Here is a 14,737-nt window from a genome sequence, read left to right as displayed (position 1 = left end):
ATTTGGAGTATACTTGTCTAGCTACTTTTTATTTATTAAGAATATACATATGAATATGAGAAAATTATTATTAATCATTACTGTTTTTTTTGCTTTTAATGTAGCACAAGCTTCGCTGCCGAATATAGTAGCATCCGTAAATGATGAACCTATTACTCTTAATGAGTTCCGTGCTAGAAAAAAAATGATTATGGCACTAAATAATGTTGAAAGTCTAACGCCTGCTCAAGATAAGCAGCTAAGTGACTTAGCAATCAAGAGCTTAATTGACGAATCTTTGCTTTTTCAATATGCCGGAGATAGAGAAATTCCGCAAGAAGAGATAGATAATGCTATTAAATCTATTGAAGATCGTAATAAAATGCCTCACGGTTCTCTTCTTCAGTATTTAAAAAGCAGATCGGTTAATCCTGATAGTTTTATTTCCCAAATTAAATCCGAGTTGATTAAAATGAATATTTTATCAAGTCTATCAAGAACGGTACAAGTAAGTAATAAAGAAATAGATGTCGCAATTTTATCTAGTGATCAAAAAGACGTAGAAATTTCAATGCAAGTATTTACATCTAAAGATGGTGGCAATAAAGCGTTTACACAGATGAATAATTTGAAAAATCGACTAAAAAAATGTGCAGACGTTAAAAAATCGCTTTATGATAATTTTGCTACTATGCAAATTATTACCGATAAGCTTAGCAAGATAGAAGCTGTAAAACAAACTATTGTAAAGGACTTAAGCTCGGATAAAGCAAGCAATGTTTTTGAAGTAAATAACAAATTTGAAATAATATTAGTGTGCAGCAAAAAAATCTTAAATGTTAATGAAGATGAAAATAATTATGTAGTAAACTTCCTAACCAATAAAAAGATTTCACAAAAAGCACAAAAAATGTTTGAAAATATGCGTAAGAAAGCAGTTATAAAAATAATGCTGCCGTCTTAAGGTGCTGTTTTTCGTTATTGCGAGGAGAGGCAAAGCCTCGACGTGGCAATCTCATAAAGTAGAACTCCTGAGATTGCTTCGTCAATTACTTACGTAATTTCCTCGCAATGACGATGCTTACTCCATACAACCACATTTAAAATCCATGCTCCCTTCAATTGCAAAACATGCAGCATCTCATCAAATTAATCCTCTTAAAAAGCACGGACAAAATTTTATTTTTGACAGTAGTCTATGTGATAAAATTGTACGTGCGAGTAACCTTGCAGAAAACAGCAGAGTGCTAGAAATAGGACCAGGCACCGGAGGATTAACTAGGTCAATATTGCAGAAAAATCCTGAATCCTTAACTGTTATAGAAACAGATGAAAGATGTATCCCGCTCCTTAATGAGATTAAAGAATATTATCCTAATCTAAATATTATAAAACAAGATGCTCTTAAAATAAATTTAACTGATTTAAGCTATGATAAAGTAATTATAATCTCTAATTTACCATATCATATAGGTACTGAGTTAGTAATTAGATGGCTGAAAGAAGCACGGTTAATTACTAATATGACGCTAATGTTACAAAAGGAAGTAGTAGAACGTATTTGTGCTATGCCGTCAACTAAAGTATATGGCAGGTTATCGGTAATATGTCAGTTAATTGCTAAAGTGGAAAAATGCTTTGACGTAGCACCTACTGCTTTCTATCCACCTCCTAAAGTATATTCTGCGATAGTTAAACTAATACCTTTAGAAAATCCGCCGTCTATTGCTCTGATAAATAAAGTTGAGCAAATAACAAAACTTGCTTTTGCAGGACGACGGAAAATGATCAAATCATCACTGAAAAATCTTGTACCTAATATACATGAAATATTAACTCAGTTGAAAATCAATGATAATTATCGTGCTGAAAATCTTACTCCTCAAGATTATTTGAGAATTGCCGAAATATTAGACAATGTCACCTAGTTCGCTTGACGAGCGTTGTTGCATGGCTCAACTTCACTCTTGTCATCCTAGCTAACTTGATCGCGGGATCTAGCTTAAAATACTAAATTATTAATATTTTTTATTGTTTTTATGGACCCCCGTGGTCAAGCGAACTAGGTGACATAGTGGGGTTTACCGAGCCATGCAACAAGGCTGGCTTGTCCACGGGATGACACATCATTCAGTTTTATCTAACTTTTTAGCTTCTTGTTCTTGCTGTAATTTATACTCTGCTGCTTTTTCTTCTGCATAATTAAAAAAGAAATAACAGAAAGTTAAAAAACTAGTCAAAACTATTCCAAGAGTTATTAGTATTAACTTAAGCTCTTTCCTTGCATTTTGAGCTTTTAATCGCTTTTCTTCCTCTTCATCAATATAAGACTCAGAGGTTAAAATTTTTTCTTCTTTATTTTCCATATTTTAACTCTTTAAAATTAGCTTATATATTAATTGTAATAATTATATATTTAATAAATCTATCTTACTCAAAAATACGGCTTTTTCTATTTACTAGGTAAATATGTATTAGTTCTTGAGTCTTATAATAAGGCAATTGAACTTGATCCTACAAATTCTGAAGCACAATATAATAAACAAAATTTATTAAAGCGTATGTATTGTTAAGTAAAAAATGCTGAAAAGTTTGATTTTATGCTGCGTTTGCTATTTGATACATTGGTGAATTTGCCTAAAAATGGCGAATGGTACCCGCGGCCGGACTTGAACCGGCAAGAGCTTACGCTCCACGGATTTTAAGTCCGTTATGTCTACCATTCCATCACGCGGGCAATTATAAATACAGAACTGTATTTTTCTAAGTGGACAGATTAATAAAAAAAATACAAAAAAGCAAGTACTTTTATCGTTAATATATTAGTCTGATATAAAAAAATTATTAAACCACTTTAAAATTAGTTAGTTTACTCATTAATTTATTAGATAATTAACTTAAATAGTGACAAAATAGTAATAATATGATAGATTAGTTTCAGAAAGTAATACTTTCTCTTGCATGTTATTGACATGTTTATTGACAAATGCCGCAAGGTAAGGTAGTTTTGCATAATGAATTTTTATCGGCTCTTATATTTAAGTAAGATTTAAGTTTTAGTTATTATAAGTGCGTTAAGTTCAAATAAGTAATTTCTATCTAATAAAGGTTTTTATGGCTACAAATATAGTAGGTAAAGTTAAGTGGTATAATTCTACGAAGAATTTTGGATTTATTGAACAGGAAAATGGCGGCAAAGATGTGTTTGTACACAAATCAGCCGTAGACGCAGCAGGTTTACATAGCCTTGAAGAAGGACAAGATGTAATTTTTGATCTTGAAGAAAAGCAAGGAAAAGCCTACGCTGTTAACCTCAGAATTAAATAAGTATATTTATAATACCAAAAGCAGCTATCCAAAATTGTTTATAATTTAGGGTAGCCTAGTCATCTTTATCAAAATAGTAAATATTTTGTTTTTGTCTTATAATAACCTATATAATTTTAAGTATAATAAATTATTTTTACTAAGGGGCATGAAAATGCCCTAAATCTAAGTAATATTATTCTGGCTTGAATAAGATTCTAAAATAGTTTCATTATTCATTATCGTTTTATATATTTAGTTGGTTTGTAATCTAGCTTAAGCATATTTTTTGATTCAGGATAATTATATAAGTCGTTATTTTAATTTACTATAACTTATTTTTTATATAATAGACCTGCATAACTTATCTTAGAGGCTATCTGTAAATAAATTTTAATTAGTAATTAAAGAGTTTTTTTAGCGAAAAGTGATAAGATTTTTGAAGAAATAGTTATTCATATTTCAAAAAAATCTTATAATTTGCAGCCGAAAAGAATTAAATTATCGGTTAAAATTTATTTACAGATAGGCTCAGGAAATAAGAGATCTCTACTCTACTCAAGCGTACTATAGTTAAGTATGTAAGGCTGAGAGAGCGTCTCATATATCTTTAAGAAATGGGTTATGTAATAGGTCTAATCAATAATGTGCATATTTTGATTTAAAACTATATTGGATTATATAATGAAAAATTTTAATTTATCTGAAGAATTAATTATCGCTCTTGAGACAATGAATATCACTGAGCCGACTGAAATACAAAAGCAATCGATTCCGGTTGCAATGGCGGGGTCGGACATACTCGCTTCTAGCCAAACAGGTTCAGGAAAAACTCTCTCTTATTTATTGCCGTTAATTGATTCATTTATTAAAAATAAAACTACTGCTTTAATTCTTGTCCCGACTAGAGAATTAGCAACGCAAATACACAGTACTTTAAATAAAGTAACTACATCCTATAAAATTAATAGTGCAGTTTTGATAGGCGGTGAACCGATGCCCAAACAATTTATGCAATTAAAAAAGAATCCGAAAGTGATTATTGGTACGCCGGGGCGTATTATCGATCACTTAAATAGAGGAAGTTTAAAAATTGATCGCATAGGCATAACCGTACTTGACGAAATGGATAGAATGCTTGATATGGGGATGAAAGAACAGTTAGAAGAAATCAATAAATTTTTACCGGAAAAAAGACAAGTTTTAATGTTTTCCGCTACTATGCCAAAACATATTATTGCTGTTTCTCAAAAATATCTAAACAATCCGGTACGTATTACGGTAGGTGCTACTAATAAAGCAGCTGCAGAAATAAAACAGGAATCAATGCATGTTTCTGATAAAGAAAAATTTAGTGAATTAACTAAACAACTTGGTAATAGGGAAGGAACGGTAATTATTTTTGTGAAGACTAAACGCTCTGCTGATCAATTAGCTAAAATGTTAAAATATGAAAATCATAAAGCAGAAGCTATACATGGTGATTTAAGTCAGCGTCAACGTGAAAGAGTAATTTTATCATTTCGTAAGTCAAATCATAGAATAATGGTAGCAACTGATGTAGCGGCTCGTGGGCTTGATATTCCTCATACACAGCATGTTATTAATTATGATTTACCTATGTGTCCTGAAGATTATTTACATAGAATAGGTAGAACGGGTAGAGCAGGGGCTACCGGACATGCACTGTCTTTTATTTCTCCGGATGATGTTATTAGATGGCGTGCAATTGATCGTTTAGTAAATAAAGGAGAATCTACACCACGCAGTGAGTTTAGGAGTGATAAAAATAATCGTAAAAGATCATTCGGTAAAAGAGCCGGCGGTGAGGGTAAAAAGTTTAATTCTTTTGATAATAATCGTAAAAAAATTTTTGATGGTAACAGCTACGGTAATAAAAGAAAGAAAGTATCGTAGTTTAGATTTACGTCATTGCGAGCAGCCATAGGCTGTGCGGCAATCTCATGAAATAATAAAATCCTGCGATTGCTTCATCAAAACTTACAGTTTTTCCTCGCAATGACAGAAAAACCGATCTATGCAACAACGCCAACTCTATGCGGGAATGACATCAAGGCATTTTATATCAGGAGGATAAATTCATAAATTTTAATTTTTCACGATTTCAATATATATCTAATATTTTCTTTATATTAATAATTTCTTTTCCCGGAGGTTTAATTTATTTACTTACCGGTTCAACTCTTTCTTTTTGGCTTCGAGAATCCGGTTTTGATAAAATCACTATCGGGCTTTTTAGTTTAGTTAATTTTATTCATATATTTAAATTTTTATGGGGTCCTTTACTAGAAAAAGTAAGTTTTGCTTCTTCAAGTAAGCGAGGATATAAATATTGTTTAATTATTGCTTTGGTTAGCTGTATTTGTTGTGTATATGTTCTAACAAATTTTAACCCTAATACTCATTTTATACCATTTGCTTTATGCTTAGTAGCTGTGGCATTTTTTTCTTCCATTTATGATATGTTGCTTCAATCATCACAGATGTTACTTATTATAAATAAAAATTGGGGCATAAGTGAGGCAGCTTGTACTACAGGCTTTAGAATAGGTATACTTATAGCAGGTTCAGGAGCGTTATATTTATCAACTATCATATCTTGGCAAGATGTTTATCGTGCTATGGCAATTTTATGTATACCGTCATTACTATTAATTATAAGCTATCCGCTTAAATTTAAAGATAAGACAATTATCAACGATTTTGATAGATTTTGGCATGCTTTTTATGACTTTATCAAGAAACCTAAATGGCTAATAATTGTTAGTTTTATGCTTCTATATCGTCTTCAAGATAATTTTCTTTCAATTATGCCGAATATGTTTTATCTCGATATTGGGTATACGAAGAAAGATTTAGCTCTTGGATATAAAGCTTTTGGTATGTGTGCTGCAATCCTTGGAGGTTTTATAGGCGGGTTTTTGTGCCGAAAATATGAATATTCTTATTTGCTTAAAAGAGCATTAATATATCATGCTTTATCTAGCCTATCTTTTTTATTTCTCTATTTGTATAATCGAGATATTACAAGTTTGTATATAGCGGTCTTTTTTCAAGAATTTACCAAAGGCTTAACTATGTCTCCGTTTTTTTCTTACCAATTAAGATGTTGTAGTTCTAAATATTGTATAACCCAAATTGCTTTAATTACTTCTATTGCTTATATTAGTACCATATTGTTTGGTAGTATTTCAGGCTATGCAGCTACTTATTTAGGTTGGACTTATTTTTTCATCGTAGCAGGATTTTGTTTTATACCGGCTTATATATTAATTAGATATTTACCGACTTATGTCATTCCTAGCTAAAAGGGTTGTTGTTGTGTGGCTCGGCTCCGTCATCCCGTGATTTATTCACGGGATCTAGTTAAAAATACTAATATTATTAGTATTTTTAGTTGTTTTACTGGATACTGTAGACAAGCCACGGTATGACACTGAACGTGCTTTCCGAACCATACAACAACACCTAAATTAATCCGCTAATCCGGCTAGCTTTACTTCAGGAAATAATTCTTCTTCCAATTTTGATAGGTCGTGTATTAGCTCTGGACTAAATAGAGGTGCTAATTTGTTAGATAATGGAACTAAGTCTTCATCAGTAGTTATCTTTATAAATTCAATCCTTGCCTTAAATCGTGCCAATTCAAGTTCTTTAATATTAAGATGTGTGTTATTAAAAATTTCCTTGATTGCATCGTGTATTATATAGCTATCTTTTGAAGATAATTTAGACCCCAATGGTCTACTCATAGATAATAGTAATAGATTCGATTCATTGTCAAACATGAACATTTCCACAGGTTCGTCCTTATAAGAGAATTTGGAAAGAAATATTATATGAGTTTTATAATAATCATGATATTTGTCTTTAAGATAGTTTTGGTATTTGCTTAAACCTTCTAGTCGGTATGTTCTTCTATATTAGCTTTTAGTGTAATACAAGTTTTTAGACGTCCATTGTCTACAGCTGATACAAAAAATTCATCAATATATTTTTGTTCAGGTTTATATACACTACTTAATAAAAATTTTATTACCTCTGTATTTTGATATTTTGAAGCTTCACCTAATATACAATCAATGGATGAGATAGCCGGTGATGAACCGATAAGTTTTAAATTATTTTTTTCAATATCCGGTAATTTCTTCTCAAATAAATATTCAAATACACTTAAATTTGAATGACTAATTGCCAATTCAATATGCTCTGGCTTAATGATTGCACCTTTTTGCACTAAAAGATCTATTATTTCTATGCTTTTGTTTTCTCCTCTAATCGCATAATATAATGCATTTTGAACCTTAATATCATCTTGCTCACAAAGCAATTTTACTATCTCTTTATATCCTTTGTCTGCCGCAAGCCCTAAAGGGGTAATATAGTTTATTCCACTATGGCTATTTATATCAAATCCAAAATTTATTAATAAATTAAGCGTTTCAAGATCATTATTAATAACCGCAATTAAAGACAGGGTACTATGAGATGTTCCAACATTATTTAATATTCTAACATTATTTGGTTTATCTTCATCGATAGCAAAATAACGTATTGTTTTTGTATTGTCAGAAAGAGGAAAATTAAATTGTGAAATATAACGAAAGGCTTCACTAGTGTTCTTATTTATAACGCTCTTAAATAAATTTTCTTCATTTGGATTATCAATAGTATATATATCACCTTTTCTTGTAGTAAATTTTTTAGGCATAATAATCTAGCATTAGTTAGTAATATATTAAAATAATAACTTATTTTAATAAAATCAACGATAAATTAAAAAGTTGCTATGGTACTGTTAACAAAATAGCTTTAAAATTATTTTGTTAACAGTGCCATACAACAATCTCCAAGATAAATACAAATATATTAGACTTCTTGCATAAGGTAGCTAATAAGGAGGAATTTGTAGGATACACGGAAGCACTTGCCACTGCAGCGTACACTTTAGTACGTGAGGATGCGAGTACCGGATCGACGCACAAATTACCCTTAGAAGCAAGTTATGCAAGAAGTCTATTGTCAAAATAGTACTATCGATTTATAATAATCAACAAATTTATTAGTGTACTTTAATTATGTTTATTCAAACTGAAGATACTCCCAACCCTGATGCAATAAAGTTTTTCCCGGGGCAGGAAATAAGTAGTGAACAGCCGGTATTTTTTAGCGATATTGCTGAAGTTAAAGGAAGAAGCAAACTTGCAGAGTCACTATTTTATATTAATAATGTAAAATCAGTATTTTTTGGTAGTGATTTTATAACAGTGACTAAGCAAGCTGAAAGTAATTGGCAAGTTATAAAGCCTGAAGTTTTAATGGTTATTATGGATCATTTTGTTTCGGGATTCCCGGTATTTGAAGAAAGTACAAAAGCAGATAATGTAAATCATAACCTTGATGGGCTTTCGGAAATAGAGAAGCAAATCGTAGAGATTATTGAAACTAGAGTGCGTCCATCTGTTGCACAAGATGGTGGTGATATAATATATAAAGGCTTTGAAAACGGTGTAGTTAAATTAGCTCTTCGCGGTGCATGTCTTGGTTGTCCAAGCTCTACTATCACCTTAAAAAACGGCATTGAATCCATGCTTAAACATTTTGTACCGGAAGTGCAAGAAGTTGAAGCTGTAGAGGAAGATTTTGAGTAATTTAGGTATTGACTAAAAAGAGTTGATTTTAAGTTTCGATGTCGTTCCCGCATTCTATGTCATTCCTAGCTAGAAGCGGGAATCCAGAAAAAAAAGCATAAATACAGCAAATTTTTAAAATTAAAAGCTCGCTTTATGCTGGATTCCCGCTTCTAGCTAGGAATGACATAGAAGTCATGTAATAACAACTTCAGCTACTTGCAATGATTATATCTATAATACTAACCTTCCTTTGGAGTAATTATGTCACCTCGATGCCAAATAACGTAATACAGCTCAACATCTTTTGGAGTATAGACTACGATAGGTAGTTTACTATTATATCTTAAAAACGCCGCAGTGAAAAATACTCTAACCGGTTGTATTGTCGGTTTTGTGCCTGGAAACGCCATCATTGTACTAGCAGGGTAATCGCTAACTTGATTCATAACGTAATAATCATATCCCCATCCTTCTAAAGTTTTTGTTTCCAGATTACCGCTAAACCAAGCATCGTTGCAATCTTTTAGGGCATTTTTTGTAGCGTGTAATTCTACCTGTAAGCTTTTTTCATTAGACTCTGTAGGTAAATGAAGTACATATCGTTTTTGGCTATCTGTCGGTAGAGGGTAGGGTGCAATATCTTTTAACGTCTTATCGCTATTAGCTAATAAATGAGTATTTAAAAAACATAATGTAAGAAGTAGTATAATTTTATTTTGCATATGATTGTTTTTTTAAATTAATTAAAATCCATTATTTCGCCTAAAGGAGTTATATAAGAAGAATTTATTTTGCCCTCGGTTATATCAGCACTAAAGCCTTCACTATAGTCAACATCACCATTTTCGTTTATTTTTTTACTTAAAAATAATATAGCATTTTCAAATTTATTTTCTTTTAATATAGGCTGATTATTTAAACTAAAAACTTTCATGGTAAGCCTTTCATTATTAGGTAATCTAAAATATATTTCTGATCCGTTATTGAATTCAAAAAAATTACATTTATTATTAGCACCTAATAATAATAAATTATTTAATACATCTATGGTAACTTGTTCTTCTAGGTTTATTCCTTTAGGAAATGGTATACAATTATTATGATTATTTTGTATATTGGAAGAAAAAATACTTAACAACTCCTGTTGAGTAAAGTCAGGAAATTTAGGTTCTACTGTATTTTGTACATTATTATAATTTAATGCAGTAAAATCTAATTCAGTATAGTGGGTTGTATCACCAATCTCTAAAGTATATATATGTTGACCTTGCAATTCTTCTTCAAATAAATCTTTCCATATTATTTGTAATTCTTCTAGTAGTTCCTGAATATATTTATTATCATCTTTAGCATCGTTAATTTCATCTGCAAAGCTTTTCATTACAAAAAATTTAAAATCTTTTAATTGTGAAGGTTTATAAGATTCAATTTTATTTTGTAATTTCTCTTCTAAATAATCTATTAGTGATGCAATATCTGTAGGAAAATTTTTAGTTATTTCTAATAATTCTTTTTTATGCTGTTCTGAAATTATATTCATTTTCTAATCTAATCCCGTTTCTTTCTTAAAAAAGCCGGTATGTCATGAATATCAGACTCTTTATTATCTTGATCTAGAGTATTAACAACAATGTTTTTGCGTTCTAAAGTTTGATTATTTGAAGCACGCAGAGAACCCCATATTTTTCCTAAAAATGATGGTTTTGGTGAGTCATCTTCAGATTTATTGAAACTATTTGCATGTAACCCTAGCTCTTTTTCATTTCCGATAAAATTTTGATTTATTGGAGAGTCGGTAATTTCAATATTTTCGGTACTATAGCTGTTAAAATCAGGAATTTCTTCTATTTGTGTAGGTTGTACTATAGCTTCATTATAAGTTTCTTCAGGAACTATATTGGTAGTTTCAGCTATTGCGGGTTTATATGTCGGTACTTTATCGGCATCAATACCGGTAGCAACAACTGATACTCTGATAATTCCTTTTAATTCTGGATTAAATGTTGAACCGAAAATAATATTAGCATCAAGGTTATCTACTTCTTCTCTGATTCTATTAGCAGCGTTGTCAACTTCAAATAAGGTCATGTCAGAACCGCCGGTAATATTGATTAATACACCTCTTGCACCACACATTGAGCTATGATCTAGCAGCGGATTTGAAATTGCAGATTCTGCCGCTTTAATAGCTCTATCTTCACCGCTAGCTTCACCCGTACCCATCATTGCTTTACCCATTTCGCTCATTACTGCTTTAATGTCGGCAAAATCAAGATTAATAAGTCCCGGCATAATCATTAAATCTGTTACTCCTCTAACGCCTGCATGTAATACGTCATCTGCCATTTTGAAAGCATCGGCAAACGTCGTTTGTTCATTAGCAATACGGAATAGATTTTGGTTCGGTATTACAATTAAAGTATCAACGAATTGCTGTAATTCAATAAGTCCTTTATCGGCAGTTTTCATACGATGACCGCCTTCAAAATGGAAAGGTTTAGTTACTACCCCAACCGTAAGGATGCCTAGTTCTTTAGCAATCCGTGCAATAACCGGTGCAGAACCGGTACCTGTACCGCCGCCCATACCTGCTGTAATAAATACCATATTGCTATTTTCTAGGTAACTACGAATTTCGCTTTCTGATTCTTGAGCAGCAAGTGCTCCAACCTCAGGAGAAGCTCCTGCTCCAAGACCTCTAGTCGTAGAAACACCGAGTTGTATTTTGTTAGTGCATAAAGAATGTTCAAGCGATTGTGCATCAGTATTAGCTACTACAAAATTAGCACCTTGCAGATTAGCACTAATCATATTATTTACTGCATTACTACCTGCACCCCCAATGCCGAAAACCGTAATGGTCGGCTTTAATACTATATTTTCAGGAGCTTTTATATTTAAAACCATGATACTCTTTTATTTTATATAATTAATGTTTAAGTATAATAAAAGATTAAGGCTGTGTGAAGAAAAATTTAATTAATATATTTTTGTTCTTTTTGGCTGCAAATTATAAGATTTTTTTGAAATAGGAACAGCTATTTGCTGCAAAAATCTTATTAATTTTTGCTTAAAAATATCTAAAAATATAAATAATTAAATTTTTCTTCACACGGTCTAAAAATTTCCACAGTATTTTATGAAAAGTTTAAGATAAGTTTTCTTTTAATAGTGGAACACCGTTATTATGACATGCTTTTATTAATGCTTTATCGTTAGTGGCTATAGGAAGCCCTTCATGCATGGCAGTTAATAAATAAGTCGCATCGTATGAAGTAAGATTATTGGCTCTTGCAGTATTCATAATTTCGTACATAGGAAAATCAAAATTTGATATATTGATGGGTAAGGAGTTTAAAAAATCTATAGTTTTAATAATTTTTGCTGAAGTTATTCTAGCACGTTTTGCTGCTATTAATATTGTATTAGTTACTTCAAATTTCCAAAGAAATGGTACTACTGCTCTAAATTTATAACAATAATCTAATGTAAAGTCTGAATATTCATCACGTTCATCATTAAAGAACCATGAAGCAGTTATGGAGCAATCGGCTATAAATGGTTTAGAACTCATCTTCTACCTTCATCTCGAAGCTCTTTAATAGTATAAGGAGCCAATGTATTACCTTTGCTGAATTCTCTTATTTGCTCTACTATATTATCCATTTTAGGTTTTTGAGTTATAGGTATAATTTTTGCAACAGGAGTGTTATGCTTACAAATAGTAATTTGTTCGCCGTCTTGTACACGCTGTATTAGATTGGAAAAATGAGCTTTTGCTTCTAACAGGTTAATTTGGTTAGGTAAATGTTGTTTCACATAGGTAATATAATAAATAGACTAATTTAATACTAGCCTATTTATAAGATTTTGTACAGTAATATCAATAGTTAAATTAATATTTTTATATAAAACCTAAGGTTGTCCAACCATTTTTTCAGGAACTACTATTTTATCAAACTCTTCTTCGGATAAAAGATTGAGTTTTTTAGCTGCTTCTTTTAAAGTTATTCCGTGTTTATGAGCTTCTTTAGCAATTTTTGCAGCATTATCATAGCCTATATGCGGATTAAGAGCCGTAACAAGCATTAGAGATTTATCAAGTAAATCATTAATGCGTGCTATATTTGGTTCTAATCCTTTAACACAGTGAGTAACAAAGCTATTTACGCTATCGGATAACAGCTCTATAGATTGTAGGATATTGTATATTATTACAGGTTTAAATACGTTAAGTTCAAGATGTCCGTTTGAGCCGGCAATAGTAACCGTAACATGATTTCCCATCACCTGACTGCATACCATTGTTAAAGCTTCGACTTGGGTAGGGTTTACTTTACCTGGCATAATCGAAGAGCCGGGTTCATTCTCAGGTAAATGCAGCTCACCAAGACCGCATCTTGGGCCGGAGCCGAGCAGTCTTATATCATTTGCTATTTTCATTAAGCTAACTGCTATAGTATTAAGAGTTCCTGAAAATTCTACTAGTGCGTCATGGGCAGCTAGACTTTCAAATTTATTAGGAGCCGTTTTAAAAGGTTGTTTAGTAAACTCTGCCACTTTCTCAGCAAATTTTATATCAAAGCCTATTTTTGAGTTAATAGCTGTGCCGACTGCCGTTCCACCTTGAGCAAGTAGATAAACTTTTTTTAGTGCATCTTCTATGCGTTCTAAAGCATACTCTATTTGTGTAATATATCCGGAGAATTCCTGTTTAAGAGTTAATGGAGTTGCATCCTGCAAGTGAGTACGTCCTATTTTTATGATTTTATCCCAATCTTTTGACTTGTCTTGCAAATAGGTAAGTAAATTATTCAAAGCCGGTATAAGTTGCTGTTTAGTTGCAAGTACAGTTGCTATATGCATAGCGGTTGGAAAAGAGTCGTTGGATGATTGTCCTTTATTAACATGATCGTTAGGATGTACTGGAGATTTACCGCCTTTCTTGCTTGTTAATTCTTCATTAGCAATAGAGGCAATAACCTCGTTCATATTCATGTTTGTTTGTGTACCTGAACCTGTTTGCCAAACTACTAAAGGAAAATTATCCTCAAATTCGCCTTCTAAGATTCTATCAGTGGCTTTATCTATACTTGTAGCTATTTTAGCTTCTAAATCACCAAACTCATAATTAACCTGTGCTGCACATTTTTTTAAAATAGCAAGAGCACGAATTAAAATTTCAGGCATTTGTTGTTTGCCTATTTTAAAATTTTCTAAAGATCTTTGAGTTTGAGCTCCCCAATAAAATTTTTCTTCTATTTGAATTTTTCCAAAAGAATCGCTTTCGGTTCTGTAATTTTTCATAAATTGTTAAATGTTATATAATTATCTATTTTTTTCATAAAATGATCACTTACTACATTCAAGTCTAATTGCTGGGCTAATTTAGCAAAGCTATAATATAATTTGTCTGTTAAAGAAGCTTTTTTTAGATTCTTAGCAATAAATATTAATGTACTTTCTATCATAAGATTACGATTAAAACTATAAAATTTTTGCCAATGTTCGTTATATTTAGGTTCAGAAGATTCTATATAATTGGAATATATAGGTTTAGTAATTACTGCTTTACCTTGATATATATCAAATATAGTATCATTAATTAATCTTTCATTCTTGAGGTTATTGATCACTTTATCAAAAAAATTATTTAATATAGCCGTTGTTATCTCTTCTTCTGTAAGTTCATTTATAAATATGTCTAATTGTTTTTCAAAACTCTCGATAATTTGTTCATTTGGTTCCCTTTTCATGACTTTTCTCTCAAATTAATTGATATAATAAAAGTTTATGAC

General features: G+C 31.3%; 17 protein-coding genes, 1 tRNA gene and 1 pseudogene. 8 read left to right on the top strand and 11 right to left on the bottom strand.

Annotated elements, in window-relative coordinates:
• Positions 1–55 precede the first annotated feature (55 nt).
• Positions 56–943: a SurA N-terminal domain-containing protein gene (locus ACE38Q_RS04495; protein ID WP_500190243.1), complete on the top strand. Its 888-nt coding sequence runs from the start codon at positions 56–58 to the stop codon at positions 941–943.
• A 145-nt stretch (positions 944–1,088) separates the two neighbouring features.
• On the top strand, positions 1,089–1,907 hold the full coding sequence (gene rsmA, locus ACE38Q_RS04490) for a 16S rRNA (adenine(1518)-N(6)/adenine(1519)-N(6))-dimethyltransferase RsmA (protein WP_500190242.1): 819 nt from the start codon (positions 1,089–1,091) through the stop codon (positions 1,905–1,907).
• Between the two features lie 198 nt (positions 1,908–2,105).
• On the opposite strand, the gene ACE38Q_RS04485 is transcribed toward rsmA, so the two are convergent.
• A complete protein-coding gene (locus ACE38Q_RS04485; RefSeq protein ID WP_500190241.1) occupies positions 2,106–2,345 on the bottom strand; it encodes an RP671a family tick cell line-upregulated protein in 240 nt (79 codons plus the stop codon).
• Positions 2,346–2,402: 57 nt separating this feature from the next.
• Between ACE38Q_RS04485 and ACE38Q_RS04480 the strand changes: the two genes are divergently transcribed.
• Positions 2,403–2,552: a tetratricopeptide repeat protein gene (locus ACE38Q_RS04480; protein WP_500191288.1), complete on the top strand. Its 150-nt coding sequence runs from the start codon at positions 2,403–2,405 to the stop codon at positions 2,550–2,552.
• Between the two features lie 78 nt (positions 2,553–2,630).
• On the opposite strand, the gene ACE38Q_RS04475 is transcribed toward ACE38Q_RS04480, so the two are convergent.
• Positions 2,631–2,716 (bottom strand) — tRNA-Leu (locus ACE38Q_RS04475).
• A 377-nt stretch (positions 2,717–3,093) separates the two neighbouring features.
• Between ACE38Q_RS04475 and ACE38Q_RS04470 the strand changes: the two genes are divergently transcribed.
• The 3 genes from ACE38Q_RS04470 to ACE38Q_RS04460 all read left to right on the top strand — a co-directional run bounded on the left by ACE38Q_RS04470 (position 3,094) and on the right by ACE38Q_RS04460 (position 6,614).
• Positions 3,094–3,306 (top strand): cold-shock protein, encoded by a 213-nt coding sequence (locus ACE38Q_RS04470; RefSeq protein ID WP_008579233.1) that lies wholly within the window; start codon positions 3,094–3,096, stop codon positions 3,304–3,306.
• A 663-nt stretch (positions 3,307–3,969) separates the two neighbouring features.
• Positions 3,970–5,202: a DEAD/DEAH box helicase gene (locus ACE38Q_RS04465; RefSeq protein ID WP_500190240.1), complete on the top strand. Its 1,233-nt coding sequence runs from the start codon at positions 3,970–3,972 to the stop codon at positions 5,200–5,202.
• 185 nt (positions 5,203–5,387) lie between these two features.
• A complete protein-coding gene (locus ACE38Q_RS04460) occupies positions 5,388–6,614 on the top strand; it encodes an MFS transporter (RefSeq protein WP_500191286.1) in 1,227 nt (408 codons plus the stop codon).
• A gap of 165 nt (positions 6,615–6,779) precedes the next feature.
• On the opposite strand, the gene ACE38Q_RS04455 is transcribed toward ACE38Q_RS04460, so the two are convergent.
• Positions 6,780–7,100, bottom strand: a complete 321-nt coding sequence (locus ACE38Q_RS04455) for a hypothetical protein (RefSeq protein WP_500190239.1) — start codon at positions 7,098–7,100, stop codon at positions 6,780–6,782.
• 107 nt (positions 7,101–7,207) lie between these two features.
• A complete protein-coding gene (locus tag ACE38Q_RS04450) occupies positions 7,208–8,017 on the bottom strand; it encodes an ankyrin repeat domain-containing protein (RefSeq protein ID WP_500190238.1) in 810 nt (269 codons plus the stop codon).
• 134 nt (positions 8,018–8,151) lie between these two features.
• On the opposite strand from ACE38Q_RS04450, the pseudogene ACE38Q_RS04445 reads away from it, so the two are divergent.
• Both ACE38Q_RS04445 and ACE38Q_RS04440 read left to right on the top strand, forming a co-directional pair.
• A pseudogene (locus ACE38Q_RS04445) lies at positions 8,152–8,328 on the top strand (palindromic element RPE1 domain-containing protein); the annotation flags it as partial.
• Positions 8,329–8,384: 56 nt separating this feature from the next.
• Complete coding sequence (locus tag ACE38Q_RS04440) at positions 8,385–8,957, top strand: NifU family protein (RefSeq protein WP_485440566.1); 573 nt, start codon at positions 8,385–8,387, stop codon at positions 8,955–8,957.
• A 221-nt stretch (positions 8,958–9,178) separates the two neighbouring features.
• Here the strand turns inward: ACE38Q_RS04440 and eco are convergent, their stop codons facing one another.
• The 7 genes from eco to ACE38Q_RS04405 form a co-directional block, all read right to left on the bottom strand.
• Positions 9,179–9,661 (bottom strand): serine protease inhibitor ecotin, encoded by a 483-nt coding sequence (gene eco / locus ACE38Q_RS04435; protein ID WP_500190237.1) that lies wholly within the window; start codon positions 9,659–9,661, stop codon positions 9,179–9,181.
• Positions 9,662–9,678: 17 nt separating this feature from the next.
• Positions 9,679–10,212 (bottom strand): hypothetical protein, encoded by a 534-nt coding sequence (locus ACE38Q_RS04430; protein WP_500191284.1) that lies wholly within the window; start codon positions 10,210–10,212, stop codon positions 9,679–9,681.
• 275 nt (positions 10,213–10,487) lie between these two features.
• Positions 10,488–11,846 carry a cell division protein FtsZ gene (gene ftsZ, locus ACE38Q_RS04425; protein ID WP_500190236.1) on the bottom strand — a complete coding sequence of 453 codons (1,359 nt, stop codon included), beginning with the start codon at positions 11,844–11,846 and terminating at the stop codon, positions 10,488–10,490.
• Positions 11,847–12,087: 241 nt separating this feature from the next.
• A complete protein-coding gene (locus ACE38Q_RS04420) occupies positions 12,088–12,513 on the bottom strand; it encodes a type II toxin-antitoxin system VapC family toxin (RefSeq protein ID WP_500190235.1) in 426 nt (141 codons plus the stop codon).
• Complete coding sequence (locus ACE38Q_RS04415) at positions 12,510–12,758, bottom strand: type II toxin-antitoxin system Phd/YefM family antitoxin (RefSeq protein ID WP_500190234.1); 249 nt, start codon at positions 12,756–12,758, stop codon at positions 12,510–12,512. Before ACE38Q_RS04415 ends, ACE38Q_RS04420 begins: the two co-directional genes overlap by 4 nt.
• A 96-nt stretch (positions 12,759–12,854) precedes the next feature.
• The gene (gene fumC, locus ACE38Q_RS04410; RefSeq protein ID WP_500190233.1) at positions 12,855–14,246 is read right to left on the bottom strand and encodes a class II fumarate hydratase; all 1,392 of its coding nucleotides are present in this window, start codon (positions 14,244–14,246) and stop codon (positions 12,855–12,857) included.
• A complete protein-coding gene (locus ACE38Q_RS04405) occupies positions 14,243–14,695 on the bottom strand; it encodes a hypothetical protein (RefSeq protein ID WP_500190232.1) in 453 nt (150 codons plus the stop codon). The genes fumC and ACE38Q_RS04405 overlap by 4 nt, the downstream gene beginning before the upstream one ends.
• Positions 14,696–14,737 lie beyond the last annotated feature (42 nt).

Origin of the sequence: Rickettsia endosymbiont of Thecocarcelia acutangulata (genome assembly GCF_964263195.1) — a bacterium.
Classification (GTDB): Bacteria; Pseudomonadota; Alphaproteobacteria; order Rickettsiales; family Rickettsiaceae; genus Rickettsia; species Rickettsia felis.
This window is presented reverse-complemented; position numbering and strand designations above follow the sequence as displayed.